16 protein-coding genes are annotated in these 18927 nt (G+C 67.7%); 9 read left to right on the top strand and 7 right to left on the bottom strand.

Translation table 11 applies throughout. The features are described from left to right. The first annotated feature begins 89 nt into the window (after positions 1-89). The 7 genes from J4O73_RS02255 to J4O73_RS02225 all read left to right on the top strand — a co-directional run bounded on the left by J4O73_RS02255 (position 90) and on the right by J4O73_RS02225 (position 8995). Entirely contained in the window at positions 90-746 is a 657-nt protein-coding gene (locus J4O73_RS02255; protein ID WP_426214271.1) for a glutathione S-transferase family protein, read from the top strand. Positions 747-1004: 258 nt separating this feature from the next. Continuing rightward, the gene (locus tag J4O73_RS02250; protein ID WP_426214270.1) at positions 1005-1481 is read left to right on the top strand and encodes a formate dehydrogenase subunit gamma; all 477 of its coding nucleotides are present in this window, start codon (positions 1005-1007) and stop codon (positions 1479-1481) included. Further along, the gene (locus J4O73_RS02245; protein ID WP_426214269.1) at positions 1478-3037 is read left to right on the top strand and encodes a formate dehydrogenase beta subunit; all 1560 of its coding nucleotides are present in this window, start codon (positions 1478-1480) and stop codon (positions 3035-3037) included. The genes J4O73_RS02250 and J4O73_RS02245 overlap by 4 nt, the downstream gene beginning before the upstream one ends. Before the next feature lie 10 nt (positions 3038-3047). After that, entirely contained in the window at positions 3048-5915 is a 2868-nt protein-coding gene (gene fdhF, locus J4O73_RS02240) for a formate dehydrogenase subunit alpha (protein WP_426214268.1), read from the top strand. A 5-nt stretch (positions 5916-5920) separates the two neighbouring features. Next, positions 5921-6214, top strand: coding sequence for a formate dehydrogenase subunit delta (locus J4O73_RS02235; RefSeq protein ID WP_378968553.1), 294 nt, complete (start codon positions 5921-5923; stop codon positions 6212-6214). Between the two features lie 135 nt (positions 6215-6349). Further along, on the top strand, positions 6350-8011 hold the full coding sequence (locus tag J4O73_RS02230; protein ID WP_426214267.1) for an OFA family MFS transporter: 1662 nt from the start codon (positions 6350-6352) through the stop codon (positions 8009-8011). Positions 8012-8089: 78 nt separating this feature from the next. Next, positions 8090-8995, top strand: coding sequence for a LysR family transcriptional regulator (locus tag J4O73_RS02225; protein ID WP_426214266.1), 906 nt, complete (start codon positions 8090-8092; stop codon positions 8993-8995). A 46-nt stretch (positions 8996-9041) separates the two neighbouring features. Here J4O73_RS02225 and rpmG read toward each other — a convergent pair whose 3' ends face one another. The 6 genes from rpmG to J4O73_RS02195 form a co-directional block, all read right to left on the bottom strand. Then, entirely contained in the window at positions 9042-9209 is a 168-nt protein-coding gene (rpmG, locus tag J4O73_RS02220; protein ID WP_010684598.1) for a 50S ribosomal protein L33, read from the bottom strand. Positions 9210-9317: 108 nt separating this feature from the next. Next, complete coding sequence (locus tag J4O73_RS02215) at positions 9318-10457, bottom strand: MFS transporter (protein WP_426214874.1); 1140 nt, start codon at positions 10455-10457, stop codon at positions 9318-9320. 71 nt (positions 10458-10528) lie between these two features. After that, on the bottom strand, positions 10529-11281 hold the full coding sequence (locus J4O73_RS02210) for an NUDIX hydrolase (protein WP_426214265.1): 753 nt from the start codon (positions 11279-11281) through the stop codon (positions 10529-10531). Next, on the bottom strand, positions 11241-11702 hold the full coding sequence (locus tag J4O73_RS02205; protein WP_426214264.1) for a DUF983 domain-containing protein: 462 nt from the start codon (positions 11700-11702) through the stop codon (positions 11241-11243). The genes J4O73_RS02210 and J4O73_RS02205 overlap by 41 nt, the downstream gene beginning before the upstream one ends. Positions 11703-11759: 57 nt before the next feature. Next, positions 11760-14072: a ribonuclease R gene (gene rnr, locus J4O73_RS02200; protein ID WP_426214263.1), complete on the bottom strand. Its 2313-nt coding sequence runs from the start codon at positions 14070-14072 to the stop codon at positions 11760-11762. A gap of 149 nt (positions 14073-14221) precedes the next feature. Then, positions 14222-14560, bottom strand: coding sequence for a hypothetical protein (locus J4O73_RS02195; RefSeq protein WP_426214262.1), 339 nt, complete (start codon positions 14558-14560; stop codon positions 14222-14224). A 96-nt stretch (positions 14561-14656) separates the two neighbouring features. Between J4O73_RS02195 and ydiJ the strand changes: the two genes are divergently transcribed. Next, entirely contained in the window at positions 14657-17707 is a 3051-nt protein-coding gene (gene ydiJ / locus J4O73_RS02190; RefSeq protein WP_426214261.1) for a D-2-hydroxyglutarate dehydrogenase YdiJ, read from the top strand. Next, positions 17704-18606, top strand: a complete 903-nt coding sequence (locus J4O73_RS02185; protein ID WP_426214260.1) for a ketopantoate reductase family protein — start codon at positions 17704-17706, stop codon at positions 18604-18606. The genes ydiJ and J4O73_RS02185 overlap by 4 nt, the downstream gene beginning before the upstream one ends. Here the strand turns inward: J4O73_RS02185 and J4O73_RS02180 are convergent. After that, the gene (locus tag J4O73_RS02180; protein ID WP_426214259.1) at positions 18603-18914 is read right to left on the bottom strand and encodes a plasmid stabilization protein; all 312 of its coding nucleotides are present in this window, start codon (positions 18912-18914) and stop codon (positions 18603-18605) included. The genes J4O73_RS02185 and J4O73_RS02180 overlap by 4 nt on opposite strands. Between the last annotated feature and the right edge of the window lie 13 nt (positions 18915-18927).

The following is an 18927-nucleotide window of genomic DNA, read 5'->3' as shown; positions in this document are numbered from 1 at the left end:
TCTCCCGCATCGGCCTGATTCGCCTATCCGGACCGTTCGGCACGAGTCTTGGATCTGCCTCGCGAATCGACGCGATGTCGGAGGGGACGATGAACGCCGCGACGCTGACCATCTCCAGCCGCAACTATTCCTCTTGGTCCCTGCGGGGTTGGTTGGTCTGCCGGATGGCGGGGCTCGACTTCTCCACGGAGGTTTTGTCCGGCGATGATACGACCAGCCGGGCCGAGCTGCTGCACCTCTCGCCCTCCTTCCTCGTCCCCCGCCTGCGTCACGGCGACATCGTCGTGTGGGACACCCTCGCCATCACCGCCTACTTGAACGAAACCTTTCCGGAGGCGCAGCTGCTGCCTCAGGGGCGGGCCGAGCGGGCGCATTGCCATTCGATCTCGGGCGAGATGCATTCGGGCTTTGTGAACCTGCGCTCGGCCCTGCCGATGAACCTGAAGGCGTTCCATCCCGGCTTCCGGCTGTTCAACGGCGCGAAGGCCGATATCGAGCGCATCGTCACCATCTTCGACGATTGCCTGGACCGCTATGAGGGCCCATTCCTGTTCGGGCAGACTCCCTGCCTTGCGGACGCGATGTTCGCCCCCGTCTGCACCCGCTTCCGCACCTACGACGTGAAGCTGCCGCCGGGCGCGGCCGCCTATCGCGACACCATCCTGCACTGGCCGCTGATGGTGGAATGGGCCGAGGCCGCCGCGAACGAGCCCGAGGAGATCGAGGAACTCGACATGGAGTTCTGACAGGCGGCATTTTTTTGCATGTCTCCCATGGTCCTCGACAGCCGATCGCAGTGACTCAGGACGGTCTGGAAGGCTCTGAAGACAGAGGGAAAGGTTTCGTTAAGGGCGGCCTCGCTCAGCGCACCGCACAATCCCGTCGCTCGCGAGGTAACAGTTCGACAGACGTCCTTTGTCGCTTCACCGGACAGCGCGATTGAAGCCCACCTGCAATTCTGTTCCACTTGGACTTAGAAAAGGAACAGACTGGGCAGGAAACCTATGCCGCGTCACGAGCCTTGGAGCGCCGACCGTGCGTCGGGCATCATCGCCGAGCACAGCCATTTGGAAGGCGCTACGCTGCCGATCCTGCACGCCTTGCAGGAGACCTTTGGCTACGTGGATTCCGGCGCGATCCCGCTGATCGCCGATGCGCTGAACATGTCGAATGCCGAGGTGTTCGGCTGTGTCAGCTTCTATCACGACTTCCGTAAGGAACCCGCTCATGGGCGGCATACGGTGAAGCTATGCCGCGCCGAAGCCTGTCAGGCGATGGGCTCGGACGCTCTGCACCGCGAGATCCTCGGTCGTCTCGGCTGCGACTGGCACGGCACCGCCAAGGACGGCTCGGCCCATGTCGAGCCGGTCTACTGCCTCGGCCTCTGCGCCAACGGCCCGGCCGCCCTGGTCGATGGCGAGCCCGTCGCGCATCTCACCGCCGACGCTCTGGAAGCCGCCCTGACGGAGGTACGCCAGTGAGCGTCACCCTTTACATCCCCCGCGATGCCGTGGCCCTCGGCCTCGGCGCCAACAAGGTCGCCCGCGCGCTGTTCGCGGGCGCCGAGCGGCGCGGCCTGGACGTCACCATCGTCCGAACCGGCTCCCGTGGCCTGTTCTGGCTGGAGCCGATGATCGAGGTCGCGCCCCCTGAAGGCCGCATCGCCTACGGCCCCGTGACCCAGAAGGACGTGGACGGCCTGCTCGACGGCGGCCTGACCACGGGCGGCGAGCACCCCCTGCGGCTCGGCAAGCCGGAAGAGCTTCCCTTCCTCGCCAAGCAGCAGCGCCTGACCTTCCACCGCTGCGGCGTCATCGATCCCGTCTCGGTGGACGATTACCGGGCCCATGGCGGCTATCGCGGCCTTGAGAACGCGCTGAAGCTCGATGCCGAGGGCATCGTCGCGGCGGTGCGCGAATCCGGCCTGCGTGGACGCGGTGGCGCCGGCTTCCCGGCGGGCATCAAGTGGAACACGGTGATGCTCGCCAAGGCGGACCAGAAGTATGTGGTCTGCAACGCCGACGAGGGCGATTCCGGCACCTTCGCCGACCGGATGATGATGGAGGGCGACCCCTTCAATCTCATCGAGGGCATGACCATCGCGGCGGTCGCGACGGGGGCGACCCGGGGCTACATCTATCTGCGCTCCGAATACCCGCAGGCCTTCGAGACCCTGAAGGAGGCCATCGCCAACGGCGTGAAGGCCGGCGTGCTCGGCGAGAACATCCTCGGCTCGGGCAAGACCTTCCATCTGGAAGTCCGCCTCGGGGCCGGCGCCTATATCTGCGGCGAGGAGACCTCCCTGCTGGAGAGCCTGGAGGGCAAGCGCGGCATCGTGCGGGCCAAGCCCCCGATCCCGGCGCTCAAGGGCTTCCTCGGCAAGCCGACGCTCGTCAACAACGTCATGACCTTCACGGCCGTGCCGTGGATCCTCGAGAACGGCGCCAAGGCCTATGCCGATTACGGCATGGGCCGGTCGCTGGGCACTCTGCCGATCCAGCTCGCGGGCAACATCAAGCATGGCGGCCTGATCGAGCTCGCCTTCGGCGTCACGCTCCGCGAGGTGATCGAGGATTACGGCGGCGGCACCTGCTCGGGCCGTCCGGTCCGCGCGGTGCAGGTCGGTGGCCCTCTCGGCGCTTACTTCCCCGATCACCTGCTGGACACGCCCCTCGATTACGAGGCGATGGCGGCCAAGAAGGGCCTCGTCGGCCACGGCGGCATCGTGGTGTTCGACGACACCGTCGACATGGCGGCCCAGGCCCGCTTCGCCTTCGAGTTCTGCGCCACCGAATCCTGCGGCAAGTGCACCCCCTGCCGCATCGGCGCGACGCGCGGCGTCGAGACGATGGACAAAGTGATCGCGGGCATCCGGCCGGAGGCGAATCTCAAGCTGGTCGAGGATCTCTGCGAGGTCATGACCGACGGTTCGCTCTGCGCCATGGGCGGCCTGACGCCGATGCCCGTGATGAGCGCCATCACCCACTTCCCCGAGGATTTTCACCGCGCGGGCTCCCTGCCTGCGGCGGCTGAGTGAGGAGGCTTCCATGGCCCTCATCAAGGAAATCGACTACGGCACGCCCATCCGGGTCGCCGAGCAGACCGTCACACTGACGATCGACGGCATGGAGGTCACGGTTCCGGCCGGAACCTCCGTCATGGCCGCTGCCATGACCGCCGGGACGCAGATCCCCAAGCTCTGCGCCACCGACAGCCTTGAGCCGTTCGGCTCCTGTCGTCTCTGCCTCGTGGAGATCGAGGGCCGTCGCGGCACGCCGGCCTCCTGCACCACGCCCGCCGAGAACGGCATGGTCGTGCACACGCAGAATGAGAAGCTCGCCAAGCTCCGCAAGGGCGTGATGGAGCTCTACATCTCCGACCACCCGCTGACCTGCCTCACCTGCGCCGCCAACGGCGACTGTGAGCTGCAGGACATGGCCGGTGTCGTCGGCCTGCGCGACGTGCGCTACGGCTACGAGGGCGACAACCACGTCGTCCCGACCGCCGAGAAGTACCTGCCGAAGGACGAGTCCAACCCGTACTTCACCTACGATCCGTCGAAGTGCATCGTCTGCAACCGCTGCGTGCGCGCTTGTGAGGAGGTGCAGGGCACTTTCGCACTGACCATCGCCGGTCGCGGCTTCGACAGCCGTGTTGCCGCCGGGCCGACCAACTTCATGGAATCCGAGTGCGTGTCCTGCGGCGCCTGCGTGCAGGCCTGCCCGACCGCGACCCTCCAAGAGAAGACGATCCACGAGTTCGGCCAGCCCGAGCACGCGGAGGTCACCACCTGCGCCTATTGCGGCGTCGGCTGCTCGTTCAAGGCGGAGATGCAGGGCACCCGCGTGGTGCGCATGGTCCCCTACAAGGGCGGCAAGGCCAATGAGGGCCATTCCTGCGTGAAGGGCCGCTTCGCCTACGGCTACGCCACCCACAAGGACCGCATCACCAAGCCGATGATCCGCGAGAAGATCACGGATCCGTGGCGTGAAGTGTCCTGGGAAGAGGCGATCGACCGCGCCGCGTCCGAGTTCAAGCGCATCCAGGCCAAGTACGGCAAGGACTCGGTCGGCGGCATCACCTCGTCCCGCTGCACCAACGAGGAAGCCTACCTCGTTCAGAAGCTGGTCCGGGCCGCTTTCGGCAACAACAACGTCGATACCTGCGCCCGCGTCTGCCACTCGCCGACCGGTTACGGCCTGATGTCGACGCTGGGCACCTCGGCTGGCACGCAGGACTTCAAGTCCGTCGAGAACTCCGACGTGATCCTGGTCATCGGCGCCAACCCGACCGACGGCCACCCGGTCTTCGGCTCGCGGATGAAGAAGCGCCTGCGTCAGGGCGCGAAGCTCATCGTCGCCGATCCCCGCAAGATCGATCTTGTGAAGTCGCCTCACATCAAGGCGGACTTCCACCTGCCGCTGAAGCCCGGCTCGAACGTCGCCTTCATCAACTCGATGGCGCATGTCATCGTCACGGAAGGGCTGATCGACGAAGCCTATGTCCGCGAGCGGTGCGACCTGCCGGAATTCGAATCCTGGGCGCGCTTCGTCGCCGAGGAGCGGCATTCGCCGGAGAGCCAGCAGCAATTCACCGGGCTCGACCCCGAGGCGGTGCGCGGCGCAGCGCGGCTCTACGCCAAGGGCGGCGCGGCCGGCATCTACTACGGGCTGGGCGTCACCGAGCACAGTCAGGGCTCGACCATGGTCATGGGCATGGCCAACATCGCCATGGCCACCGGCAACATCGGTAAGCTCGGCGCGGGCGTGAACCCGCTCCGCGGCCAGAACAACGTGCAGGGCTCCTGCGACATGGGCTCGTTCCCGCACGAGCTCACCGGCTACCGCCACGTCTCGGACGATGCCACCCGCGAGAGCTTCGAAGCCCTGTGGGGCGCCAAGCTCGACAATGCTCCGGGCCTGCGCATCACCAACATGCTGGACGAGGCCGTCGATGGCTCGTTCAAGGGCATGTACATCCAGGGTGAGGACATCGCCCAGTCCGACCCCGACACACACCACGTGACGGCGGGCCTGATGGCGATGGAATGCATCGTCATCCAGGACATCTTCCTGAACGAGACGGCGAAATACGCTCACGTCTTCCTGCCGGGCGCGTCATTCCTGGAGAAGGACGGCACCTTCACCAATGCCGAGCGGCGCATCAGCCGCGTGCGCAAGGTGATGCCGCCGCTGGGTGGCTACGGTGACTGGGAGGGCACCATCCTCCTCGCCAAGGCTCTCGGCTACGAGATGAACTACAGCCATCCCTCCGAGATCATGGCTGAGATCGCGAGCCTCACCCCGAGCTTCACGGGGGTCTCCTATGCCAAGCTCGACGAGCTCGGCTCGATCCAGTGGCCGTGCAACGAGAAGGCGCCGCTCGGCACCCCGATGATGCACGTCGACCGGTTCGTCCGCGGCAAGGGCCGGTTCATGATCACCGAGTTCGTGCCGACCGAGGAGCGGACAGGGGCGAAGTTCCCGCTGATCCTCACCACGGGCCGGATCCTGTCCCAGTACAATGTCGGTGCGCAGACAAGGCGCACCGAGAACTCCCGCTGGCACGAGGAGGACGTGCTGGAGATCCACCCGTTCGACGCCGAACTGCGCGGCATCGTGGATGGCGATCTCGTTTCCCTGGAGAGCCGCTCGGGCGACATCGCCCTCAAGGCGCGGGTCTCCGAGCGGATGCAGCCGGGTGTGGTCTACACGACCTTCCACCACGCCAAGACCGGCGCCAACGTCATCACCACCGACTATTCGGATTGGGCGACCAACTGCCCCGAATACAAGGTGACGGCGGTGCAGGTGCGGCGGACCAACCGGCCCTCCGACTGGCAGGCGAAGTTCTACGAGGAGGACTTCTCCCTGACGCGGATCGCTCAGGGTGCGGCCAAGGAAGCGGCGGAGTAAGCGCGATGGCGGCTGCGACCCAGGAGGATAAGCTCCTTCGCATGGCGAACCAGATCGCCTCCTTCTTCCGGTCCTATCCGGATGAGGAGGCGGTGGCCGGCGTCCACAAGCACATCCAGGCGTTCTGGACCCCCAAGATGGTGCACAAGCTGGAGGCCGCGCTGCCGGCCTTCGGCGACAAGGCCGATATTCTCGTCCGCAAGGCCATGCACATCGACGAGCCATCGGCCGAAAGCCCGGTTCGCCCGGCCACGCGCGATCCGCAGAAACTTGGTGAAGGGGCCAGCGACGCGGGCTGAGTGTTGCCCAAGAATTTCCGCGCTTTGTCTGGGATTAAACAGGCGATGTCTTCCGTGCGGTAGCCTTGCGCGCCGTGGAAGGCTAAACGAATTCCATGCTCGGTCCGACAAGAGGCCGAGTGTGGAGGATCCCGAATGACGACAGGTCTTGCGGGCGCAGTCGCGCCCGACGTTTCTCATGGCTTCCTGTCCCGTGAACGGATTGTTGCAAGGCCCGGCTTCAATCGCTGGCTCGTTCCTCCTGCCGCTCTCGCCATTCATCTTTGCATCGGCATGGCCTATGGCCTGTCAGTCTTCTGGCTGCCGCTGAGCCGTGCTCTCTCGGTCGGTCAGCCGACCCCGGCTGCTTGCCCGGACATGGGCGTGATGACGGCCCTGTTCACGACGACCTGCGATTGGCGGGTCAGCGATCTCGTCACCATCTTCTCCATCGGTATCGTCGTGCTCGGCCTTTCCGCGGCCCTGTTCGGCGGCTGGCTGGAGAAGGCGGGTCCGCGCAAGGCCGGGCTCGTCGCTGCCCTGTGCTGGGCGGGCGGGTTCCTCATCGGCGCCTTCGGGGTCTACATCCATCAGCTTTGGCTGCTTTGGCTCGGCATGGGCCTGATCGGCGGCATCGGCCTCGGCCTCGGCTACATCTCCCCGGTCTCGACGCTGATCAAATGGTTTCCCGACCGGCGCGGCATGGCCACCGGCATGGCGATCATGGGGTTCGGCGGCGGCGCGATGATCGGCTCGCCCCTCGCCGACCTACTCATCAAGACCTTCCGTACGCCGGATTCGGCTGGTGTCTGGCAGACGCTCGCCGTGATGGGCGTGGGCTACCTGCTGTTCATGATGGCGGGCGCCTTCGGCTATCGCGTGCCCCCGGCCGGGTGGAAACCCGACGGATGGACGCCGCCCGCCGCCACCTCCAACAAGATGATCGCCGCCGGTCACGTCCATCTGCGGGACGCGCACAAGACCGTCCAGTTCTGGATGATCTGGCTGGTGCTGTGCCTGAACGTCTCGGCGGGTATCGGCGTGTTGGCGCTGGCTTCACCGATGCTTCAGGAGATCTTCGGCGGCGCCCTCATCGGCCAGCCGGGCACGGCGCTCTCCGCCCTCGATGGTGGGCAGAAGGCTCAGGTCGCGGCCATCGCGGCGGGCTTCGTCGGATTGCTGTCGCTGTTCAACATCCTCGGGCGGTTCTTCTGGGCTTCCCTGTCCGACCGGATCGGCCGGAAGGTAACCTACGCGACCTTCTTCCTGCTCGGTGCCCTGCTCTATGCTGCGGCTCCCAGCGCGGCCAATGCGGGAGCGCAGGCGCTGTTCGTGGCGATCTTCTGCATCATCCTCTCGATGTATGGCGGAGGCTTCGCGACCATCCCGGCCTATCTCGCCGACATCTTCGGCACGCAGTTCGTGGGCGCCATCCACGGACGGCTGCTCACCGCATGGTCCACGGCAGGAATCGTCGGGCCGTTCGTCGTGACGAAGATCCGCGAGATCCAGGCTGCCTCGGGTGTGCAGGGGGCGGATCTCTACGGCCGGACGATGTACATCCTCGCAGGCTTCCTCGTGGCGGGCTTCGTCTGCAATCTCGCGGTGCGGCCGCTGGCCAAGCGTTGGTTCATGGCCGATGCCGATGTCGCGGCGCTCGGGGCCGCCCCTGGCACGCGTCAGGTCGCCTCTGGCTCCTTCGGCATCGGCCGGGGCGGGTTCAGCCTCGGGGCGCTCCTCGCCTGGGCGGTCGTCGGCATCCCGATCCTGTGGGGCATTGGCATCACCCTGTCGAAGGCCCTCATCCTGTTTCGTTGACGGGGATCCGCGCCCGGATTGTGCGGAGGCGGCCGGGCGCTTAACTCAGCTTGATCCGATGGGCCGGGAAAGACCTAGGTGATCGACAAGCTCGACTTCCTGCTCGCGCTGGCCCGCGAGCAGCATTTCGGCCACGCGGCCGAGACCTGCGGCGTCACGCAGCAGACCCTCTCGGCCGGAGTGAAGCAGCTTGAGAACCGCTTCGGCGTGCAGCTCGTGCTGCGCGGCTCGCGCTTCCAGGGCTTTACGCCGGAGGGCGAGCGAGTCCTCGCCTGGGCGCGGCGCATCGTAGCCGATGCCCGGGCCATGCATGAGGAGGTCACCGGCCTGCGCCGGGGTCTCACCGGGCATCTGCGGATCGCGGCCATTCCTACGGCGCTGCCGATGGTAGCGCGGCTGACGACCCCCTATCGTGAGCGCCACCCGGATGTTCGCCTGACGATCGAGTCGGCCACCTCGACCGACATCTTTTCCCTGATCGAGAATCTGGAGGCTGATGCAGGTCTCACCTACCTCGACAACGAACCCCTGGGGCGCGTGGTCTCGGTGCCGCTGTATCAGGAGCGCTATCGATTCGTGACGGCGGCGGGCGGCCCCTACGACGGCCGCAAATCAGTGACCTGGGCCGAGACAGGTCAGGTGCCCCTGTGCCTGCTGACACCCAACATGCAGAATCGGCGGATCATCGACCAACAGATCCGCGCGGCGGGCGGCGAGCCCGCCGCCACGCTCGAATCGAATTCGATGATCGTTCTGATGAGCCATGTGCGCACCTTGCGCTGGGCGTCGATCATGCCCGCCGTGCTGGTCAATGCGCTCGGCGCGATCGACGGGCTCCAGGCGATTCCGATCACCGCCCCCGATGTCGTTCACACAATCGGCCTCGTGGCGCCCCGGCGAGAGCCCTCGACGCCCATGGTCACGGCCCTGGTTTCGGTCGCCCGGCACTTGGCGCAGGCGATGGAAGCCGAGACCGGCGCATGAAAAAGGCCGCCCTGAGGCGGCCTGACGTTCGGCGCGGGTGACGCGCTTACTTGATCTTGCTTTCCTTGAACTCGACGTGCTTACGCGCGACGGGGTCGTACTTGCGCATGGAGAGCTTCTCGGTCTGCGTGCGCGAGTTCTTCTTCGTGACGTAGAAGTAACCCGTGTCGGCAGTGGAGACGAGCTTGATCTTGACGGTGACGGCCTTGGCCATGGCGGTTGCTCCTGAGCGGGTGGCATTCCGCCGCTTGAGCGAAACGCAAAAGGGCCGGGAAGGCCCGGCCGAATTCGGCCGGTTGCATGCCCGATCGGGGCGTTCAGGTCAAGGGGATCGCCGCGTCCGGCCCCGTGCCAGGATGCCCGCCAGGGGCAGCGCATAGGCCAGGAACAGGATGAGCAGGGCGTAGGCGAAGCCGTCCGGGGGCATCAGGTCGAGCCCCCCGCCGATGACCGGCGGACCAAGAATCAGGCCCACATTGTAGAGCACCACGAAGGTCGCGTTGGCGCCTGCGAGATCGGCGGAGGAGGTCCGCGCGCCCAAGGCCGCGAGGCCGACCGTATAGAGGGTGCCCGCGAGCCCGCCCCAGAGGAACAACAGGACGCCGAGCGACATCGCCGAGCCGGAGGCGGCTGGAATCAGGGCCGAACCCAGGGCGCAGCCGAGGCAGGTGCCGAGCAGCACGAGCCCCCGGTCCACCCGGTCGGCGAGCCATCCGAAGGGGATCTGGAACAGCACGTTGCCGAGCGCGATCAGGCTCACGAGGCCCGCCGCGCCCTGCGCGTCATAGCCGATCCGTAAACCGTAGAGCGGCAGGATCGCGAAGATGCCCGTCTCGACGGCGCCGTAGAGCAGGGCGGCGAACAAGGCGGCGGGGGCGAGGCGGATATAGCCGAACACGCCCCGCCCGGTCCCACCTTCGACGGCGGGCGACAGGCCACGGGCGAGGAACACGGGCAGCAGTCCGGCCAGAACGAGAAGCGCGCCGGTCAAATAGGGCCACAGACCATTCGTGCCGACGAGGGCGAGAAGCACTGGACCCACCGCGAAGCCCAGCGCCAGGACGGTCGTGTAGATGCCGAGCACGAGGCCCCGCCGCTCCGGGGGCGCTGCCGCGTTGATCCAGTATTCCGACAGGACGAACAGTGCCCCCAAGCCCGCCGAGAAGACGAAGCGGAGGGGGAACCAGGGCAGGATGCCCGGTAGGAGCGGGAAGGCGACGAGGCTCGCCGCCGAGACGATCAGCGAGAGGGTCAGCAGGGGCACGACACCGAACCGCGCCGCGATGCGCGGCACGAACGGCACGATGCAGATGCTGCTGATGCCTGCCATCGCCGTGTTGAGGCCGATGAGCGTGCTCGACGCGCCCCTCCGCTCCATCTCGATGGAAAGCAGCGGAATCGACAGGCTCAGGCCGATCCCGACGACCGCGACACAGGCGATGGCCGCCGCGATGGCGGCGATCCGTTCCCGGTCGCTCGGCTCCCAACCCCGTTCACCGGCCGCCGCAACAGAGCCGGATCCATGTGTTTGTGTCACAAAAACTCCCGCTCGCGGCGGCCGTAGCGTTCGAAGTGGAAGGGGATCTGCCGATACGGCGCGAAGTCGACGGCGATCTGGACCTCGAGCTCATCGAGGATGGCACGGGTGATGTAAGGCAGATCGAGCTTGCGCGCTGCGTCGAGGCGCACCCAGGCGAGTTCGGTCAGTTCGGTGTCCTCGCTCACCCGGCCCGGCTCCTCGGCGGCAACACAGGTGCGGTCGATGGCGAAGAAGCGCGTGTCGAACCGGCGAACGCGCTTCGGCGGCGTGATCGCTCGGGCGACGACGTGCAGGGCTTCGAGATCCGGAAGGACCCCGTGGCGCTGGAAGGCTTCCCAACCATCGGGCACCTCTTCCGGCGGACCATACTCGGTGGTTCCGAGCATGATCCCCGTCTCCTCGTAGGTCTCGCGGATTGCGGCGAGTGCCAGGGCGCGGCCAAGATGGTGCGGCGGCCGGGTGATGCGCCGGGAGAGCATCGTCTCGGCATGGTCGGACAGGGCGCCCGCCACCGGCATGGAGCGATCACCGAGTTCGATCCGCCCCCCGGGGAACACGAATTTGCCCGGCATGAAGGCGAGCCGGGCGTTGCGCCGCCCCATCAGGACCTTCGGACCACCCCGGCCACGACGGTCGAGCACGATCATCGTCGCCGCGTCGCGAGGGCGGAGGCTCGCGGCCGGACGCGCTGCCTCGGGTGCGGCCTTAGGGGCGGCCTGCGGCGCCGCCGGGTCCGGCTGGGGCAAGGCGTGTCTCCTCCGGCCCCGGAGCGGGGCGGCCTCGCGGTAGCGCGGAGAAGCCGTGCATGCCAAGGGCGTATTGCAGGCCGACGACGGCCCCCTTCACGGGTTGGAGCAGGCCGAGCGCCAGAACCAGGGTGAAGATGGGCCAGATGCCAAGCTCGACCCAGAGCGGGACATCGTAGGCGCTCTCCGTCTCCAGGATGAGGTAGCCCACGATGTGAGCGACGATGAAGATCACCACGTAGGGCGGCAGATCGTCGGCGCGATGATGCGACAGTTCGAGCCCGCAGGATTCGCATTCGGGCCGGACCTTCAGGAAGCGGCCGAACAGCTTGCCCTCTCCGCAATGCGGGCAGCGGCCGATGAAGCCGCGCGCCATCGAGCGGATCAGTCCCGTGCGGACCGGGGCGGGAGTCTCGGTCATCGGCATGGAGCCTTCATTCCTTCTGCCCTTCGCGCGATCATCGTATCATCCCCGCCCTCAGCGGCGGGAGCCCCGATGGCGCGACCTCGAGGTGCGGATGCCTGCCGGGCGGCCGGGCGACGCTGCCTTGAACGGCCGTCCGGGACCCTTGCGGGTGCCGCCACCCCTCGACCCCTGCCGTCCCTCGCTCAGAAGCTCGAAACGCAGGGCGCCCGCCACGGGTGCCGCCTCCACGAGCCGCACCTCGACCCGGTCGCCGAGCCGGAACGTTTCACCCGTGCGCTCGCCGACGAGGGCGTGGCGGCCTTCTTCATGGCGGAAATAGTCGGCGCCGAGTTGCGAGATCGGTACGAAGCCGTCGGCCCCGGTCTCGTCGAGCTTGATGAACAGGCCGGCCCGGTTCACCCCCGAGATCTGCCCGGCGAAGGTCGCGCCGACCCGGTCCGCGAGGTGGCCCGCGATGAGCCGGTCGATCGTCTCGCGCTCGGCGGCCATGGCCCGCCGCTCCGTCGCAGAGATGGTCTCGCCGATGGCGGCGAGATCTCCCGCTGAGATGTCGGAGGAGAGGCCTCCTGACCCGAGCTTGCAGGCCGTGATCAGTGCCCGGTGGACGATGAGGTCGGCATAGCGCCGGATCGGTGAGGTGAAATGCGCATAGCGGCGCAGGTTCAAGCCGAAATGGCCGAGGTTCTCGGAGGCGTAAACGGCCTGGGCCTGTGAGCGCAGCACGACCTCGTTGATGAAGATCGCGTGCTCGGTCTCGGCCACCGAGCGCAGGATGCGGTTGAACAAGTCGGGCCGGAGCGCGCCTTCCTTCGGCAACTTGATGCCGACCGAACCCAGCACCTCGCCCAGCGCACGCATCTTCTCCAGAGCAGGTTCGTCGTGGATCCGGTAGATCAGCGGTTGCTTGGCCGATTCCAGCGTCTCGGCGGCGGCGACGTTCGCCTGGATCATGAACTCCTCGATCAGCCGGTGGGCGTCCAGGCGTTCGGGCACGATCACCCGGTCGACGCCGCCCTCGGGCGTCAGGAGCACCTTGCGCTCCGGGAGATCGAGCGCCAGTGGCCCCCGCCGGTCGCGGGCGGTCTTCAGGGCAGCATAGGCGACCCAGAGCGGGCGCAACGCCCGGTCGAGAAGCGGGCCGGTCTTCTCGTCGCCATGCCCGTCGATGGCGGCTTGCGCCTGCGCGTAGGAGAGCTTGGCCGCCGAGCGCATCATCACCCGGTGGAAGCTGTGGCGGCGCTTCACCCCGTCGGCGGCGATCACCATCCGCACGGCGAGGGCCGGGCGGTCCTCACCCTCGCGCAGCGAGCAGAGATCGTTCGAGATGCGCTCGGGCAGCATCGGCACCACCCGGTCGGGGAAATAGACCGAGTTGCCACGCTCCAGCGCCTCCCGGTCGAGGCTCGTGCCGGGGCGGACATAGGCCGCGACATCGGCGATCGCGACGGTAACGACGAAGCCGCCCGGATTGCCGGGGTCCTCGTCAGGCTCTGCCATCACGGCGTCGTCGTGATCCTTCGCATCCGGCGGGTCGATGGTCAGCAGCGGGCGGTCACGCCAATCCTCACGGCCTTTCAGCGTCGCGGGCTTCACCGCGTCCGCTTCGGCGAGCGTCGCATCGGCGAAGACGTGCGGGATGCCGTGGATGTGGAGCGCGATGAGGCTCACCGCCTTCTCGGAGCCGAGGGAGCCCAGGCGCTCGCGCACCCGTCCACGCGGCAGTCCGAAGCGCGTCTCGCGTTCCAGCGCGACGCTCACGAGGTCGCCGTCCTTGGCCTCGCCTTCCTCGCCCGGCGGGATCAGGATCTCCTTGCCCTGCGCCTTCTTGTCGACGGGCACGATGCGACCGCCCTGAGCGCCCGCGCGGTAGACGCCGATGATCTCGGCCTTGTTCTTCCCGATGACCTTGATGACGCGCCCGGAATAGCCGCCCTCGGCGTCGCGCTCGACACGGATGAGGGCGCGGTCGCCGATGCCCGGCGCGGGTCGCTTGGCGCCTCGTCCGCCCCGCACGGGCATGAGCACGATGGAGGGCGGCTTGCCCTCGCCCTTCCATTCGGCGGGCACGGCCAGGAAGTCGCCGTGGCGGTCGCGAGAGCGTATGTCGGCCAACACCACGGGAGGCAAGTGCCCGGCAGCCTGAAATCCGCCGCGCCCGCGCTCAAGGCCGCCCTCGGCCTCGATCTCCTTCAGGACGGCTTTCAGTTCGATCTTCGCCGCGCCACCCTTCACGCCGAACGCCTTGGCGATCTCGCGCTTGCCCACGCGCTCCTTGGATTCGGCGATGAAGGCGAGGATCTGCTCGCGCGTCGGGATCGTCTGGGGGAGGGCGGTATCCGCCTTCGCGCGGGTGCGGGGTGCCAACGAATCCGTGCCGTGTCTTGAGAAAGGGCGGGGCATGCCGTGCGGCCTGCGCCTCCCTCAAAGGTGGTGGCACAGGTGGCGCAGGGCAACGCCTCGTCCGTGTTCCTCAACAGATGCCGCAGGTTGGCTTCGGTCAAGCCATTCCCGTGTCACCCCGTCGAGGCCGACTTGCGGATGCGTTCCACCGCCTCGTCCCGGTCGAAGCCCGGCGCCAGCACTTCCTCGAGGGTGAAGAGGCATTGGCGCGGCAGGGTGAGGCTCACTTGGCCCTCCTCCGGCACGAGCTCCGGCGTCTCGGCGTCCTGAATGGCGAGGGTCCAGGCGCCATCCATCCTGACATCCGCCGGGTCCGGCGGGTTCGCGGTCAAGTCGGCAATACGGGCCGAAGCCTCCTCCCGGCAGGCGAGGCTCTTGGTATCATCCGACAGCAGGGCCGCTTTGATCAGCTCCGCCAGGGCACCCCTGACCCTGTCGACATCCGCGCTCATGCCCACTCCCGGCTTTCGATCCTTGCGACGGACTGGCAAGGCCGGTGCCAGCCTCTTCGGCTTCCCTCGCGGGCGGGCGGGTGTAGAACGCGTCCCATGATCCCGGTTCTTACCCGCACCGCCGATGCGGTCCCCCTCTACGAGGCCGCCTGCGCCGAATTGCTGGTGCGTGGCTTCGAAGGCGATCTCTCCCTCAGTCAAGCCGATCGCACGGTCTTCGCCACCGACAACTCGATCTATCAGGTCGAGCCCGGCGCCGTGGCTTTCCCGCGATCCCGCGACGACCTCGTGCGCATCGCCCGCCTGCTGGACGATCCACGCTTCACCGAAATCGTCATCCGCCCCCGCGGCGGCGCGACGGGCACGAACGGCCAATCGCTCGGGCACGGGCTCGTGGTCGACACCTCGCGGCACATGAACCGCATCCTCGAGATCGACGTCGAGAACCGGATCGTCCGCGTCGAGCCGGGGGTGGTGAAGGATCAGCTGAATCGCGAACTCGCCAAGCACGGCCTGTTCTTCGCGCCGGAACTCTCGACCTCGAACCGCGCCACGATCGGCGGGATGGTCTCGACCGATGCCTGCGGGCAGGGCTCCTGCCTCTACGGCAAGACTCGCGACCACGTGCTGGCGCTGACCTGTGTGTTCACCGACGGTACGGTCTGGACCGCCGAGCCTCTGGATGCGGAGGGCCTCGCCGCCGCCCAGGCGCGGCCCGGCCGTGTCGGGGACATTCACCGGGCCGTGGACGCCGCGATCACCGAGAACGCGGCGCTGATCGAGAAGCGCTTCCCCAAGCTCAACCGCTGCCTCACCGGGTACGACCTCGCCCATGTCCGCGACGGGGAGGGCCGTTTCGACCTGAAGAGCCTGATCTGCGGTGCTGAAGGAACGCTCGCCCTCATCGCCGAGGCGCGGCTCAACGTGTTGCCGATCCCGAAGGCTTCTGCACTCGTCGCCCTGTCCTACGTCGATTTCGACGCCGCGTTGCGCGATGCGCAGGCGCTGATGCCCTTCGGCGCGGCCTCTGTCGAGACGATCGATTCCACGGTGCTCGGCCTCGCCCGCAAGGACCCGATCTGGGCCGAGGTGCGGGCCTTCTTCCCAGACGATCCGGCGGGGCGGACGGTCGAGGGCATCAACCTCGTGGAGTTCGTGGGCGACGAGCCCGCCCTCGTCGAGGAAGCGCTGAGACGGCTGACGAACGCTCTCGACGCCGAGAAGGAGAGCCACGGCAAGCGCGTCGGCTACACGGTGGCGAAGGGTGCTGCCATCGAGCGGCTGTGGACCATGCGCAAGAAGGCGGTGGGCCTCCTCGGTGCCGCCAAGGGCGATGCGCGGCCGATCCCCTTCGTGGAGGATACGGCGGTCCCCCCGGAGGTGTTGGCCGATTACATCGCCGAATTCCGCGCCCTCCTCGATGCCAAGGGCTTGCGCTACGGCATGTTCGGCCATGTGGATGCCGGAGTGCTGCATGTCCGCCCCGCCATCGATCTGAAGGATCCGGCGCAGGCGCCGCTGATCCGCGAGGTCACGGAGGGCGTCGTCGCACTCACCAAGCGGTATGGCGGCCTGCTCTGGGGCGAGCACGGAAAGGGCTTCCGCTCGGAATTCGTGCCGGAGACCTTCGGGCCGCTCATGCCCGTGCTGGAAACGGTGAAGCGCGCCTTCGATCCCGGCGACCGGCTGAATCCCGGCAAGATCGCCTCGGCCTCCGGCCACGCGCTGACGCGGATCGACGGCGTGCCCCGGCGCGGAGAGGCCGACCGCACCATTCCCCCCGCGATCCGCGCCGAGTTCGACGCGGCGCTCCATTGCAACGGCAACGGTGCCTGCTTCTCCTACGATACGGACGAGGCCATGTGCCCGTCCTGGAAGGCGACCCGGGAGCGGCGGCACTCGCCCAAGGGCCGCGCCTCGCTCATGCGCGAATGGCTTCGGCTCGCCGCAGCCGCCGGGGCCGATCCGACCGCAGCGCTGCGCCGGGAGCGGCCGAGCCCCCTGCGCGACCTTCTCCGCAGCCTTCGCCCGGCGGGCGACCGGAACGACTTCTCACATGCTGTGAAGGAGGCGATGGATGGTTGCTTGGCCTGCAAGTCCTGCACGGGTTCCTGTCCGATCAAGGTCGATGTGCCGAGCTTCCGAGCGAAGTTCCTGGCGCTCTACCACCAACGCTATCCGCGCCCTCTGAAGGACCACCTGATCGGCGCCCTCGAACATGTGCTGCCCCTCGCCGCGCGGATGCCTCGCCTCGGCAACGCCCTGTCGGCGAACCCCGTGGCCCGCACGGTCTTGGCCAAGCTCGGGCTGGTGGCAATTCCTGCCTTGTCGACCTTCGACCTCGCGGGAACGCTCGCCGATCTCGGCGTTTCCATCGCGACGCCTGCCGCCCTGCGCGCCCTGAGCGCCGAGGAGCGGAGGGCGTCGGTCGTGATCGTGCAGGATGCCTTCACCACGCATTTCGAGGCCGAACTCGTCGCCGACCTCTGCGCCCTGCTAGTCGAGCTCGGCTTCCGGCCCTGGCTCGCGCCCTACCGGCCGAACGGCAAGCCGCTGCATGTCCACGGCTTCCTTGCCCGGTTCGGAAAGGTTGCCGCCGACGGTGCTGCCTCCCTGCGGGCGCTTGCGGCGGAAGGGGTGCCCTTGATCGGCATCGATCCGTCCATGACGCTCACCTACCGCTCGGAATATGCCGCCATCCTGCCGGATGGGGCGGTGCCGAAGGTTCAGCTCGTGCAGGAATGGTTGTCCGGACGGCTCGATGCGGTCGCGCCGAGAGGCGGCGGTGGCACGTTTCGCCTGCTGCCCCACTGCACCGAGCGCACCAACGCGCCGGGTGCGGTGAAGGATTGGCAGGCCGTGTTTCTCCATCTCGGCCTGCGACTCGATGTACCCGCCTCGGGCTGCTGCGGCATGGCCGGGACTTATGGCCACGAGGCCCGAAACCGGACGACGTCCGAGATCATCTACGGGCAGAGCTGGGCGCAGCGGGTCCACGAGGGCGCGGGCGATCTCCTGGCCGATGGCTATTCCTGCCGTTCTCAGGTGAAGATCATCGACGGCATCCGCCTGCGCCATCCGGTGCGAGCGCTGCTCGACCATGTGCGGACGAGCCCCGTCGCGGCTCCGAAGACTCTCGCGGCATGAGCCAAGCCCGGACACGACGCGTCGCCGTCATGGGGGCGGGAGCGGTCGGCTGCTATTACGGCGCCGTGCTGGCCAGGGCCGGGCATCCCGTCACGTTGATCGGACGACCCGCCTTGGTCGAGGCCGTGGCGGAACGGGGCCTCGTGCTCGACACCGCCGAGGGACGCGAGACCATCCCGCTTGTCGCCGTGGCTGGGCCGGAGGGCGTGGCGGGGGCGGATCTCGTCCTCGTCTGCGTGAAATCGGGCGATACCGAAGCGGCGGGCATCGCGATGCTCCCGCACCTCACGCCGGATGCGACGATCCTCAGCCTGCAGAACGGTGTCGATAACGGCGAGCGTCTGGCGGCGGTGATCGGTCGGCCGGTCGTGCCGGTGGCAGTCTATGTCGCCACCGCGATGGAGGGGGCGGGCCATGTCCGTCACCACGGGCGTGGCGATTTGATCCTGGGGAGAGGCGGCGAGGCGGTGGCGGATTGGCTCAACGCCGCCGGCATCCCGACGAGCGTGTCCGATCGGGTGCGGGATGCGCTCTGGGCGAAACTCACGATCAACTGTGCCTGGAACGCGCTCTCGGCGCTCGGCGGCAAGCCCTATGGGCAGCTCTTCGCGAAAGAGGGCGTGGCAACAGTGCTGGCAGAGGTCACGGCCGAATGCGTCGCAGTCGCCACGGCCTGCGGCATCCACCTGCCGGAGGACATGCTCGCCCAGGTCGAAGCCATCGCTCGGACCATGGCCGAGCAGCGCTCCTCGACGGCGCAGGACCTTGCCAGGGGCAGACCCACCGAGATCGATCACCTCAACGGCAAGGTCGTCCGCGAGGGAGAGCGCCTCGGCATCCCCACACCGGCCAACCAGGTGTTGCACACACTGGTGAAGTTGGTGGAGCCCGGCCGCTAACCCTTCGCGGCGTTCGCCTTTCGCGTCGCGGCGGCCTTCTTTGCGGAAGCCGAGCGGTCCGCGGCGCTGCGCTTGGCCGAGGCCGCGCCGCCGGTCTTGCCGCCCTTGTGCGCGGCGGGGTGGCCTGTGTTTTTCGCCCGGCCCGACCCGCCAGGATGCTTGCCGCCGCCATCGTCCTTGTTGACCGTCGCCCAGGCGCGGGCTTCCGCCTCCTTTTCCGGCACGCCGCGACTCTCGTAGGAGTCCGCAATGTGCTCGGCCTTGCGCTTCTGCTTGTCGGTGTATTTCGACTTGTCGCCCTGGGACATGGATCGCTCTCCA

Source organism: Methylobacterium sp. NFXW15 (assembly GCF_049887755.1).
Taxonomy (GTDB): Bacteria; Pseudomonadota; Alphaproteobacteria; order Rhizobiales; family Beijerinckiaceae; genus Methylobacterium.
Note: the sequence above shows the minus strand (reverse complement) of the source record. Positions and strands in the feature narration are given on the sequence as shown.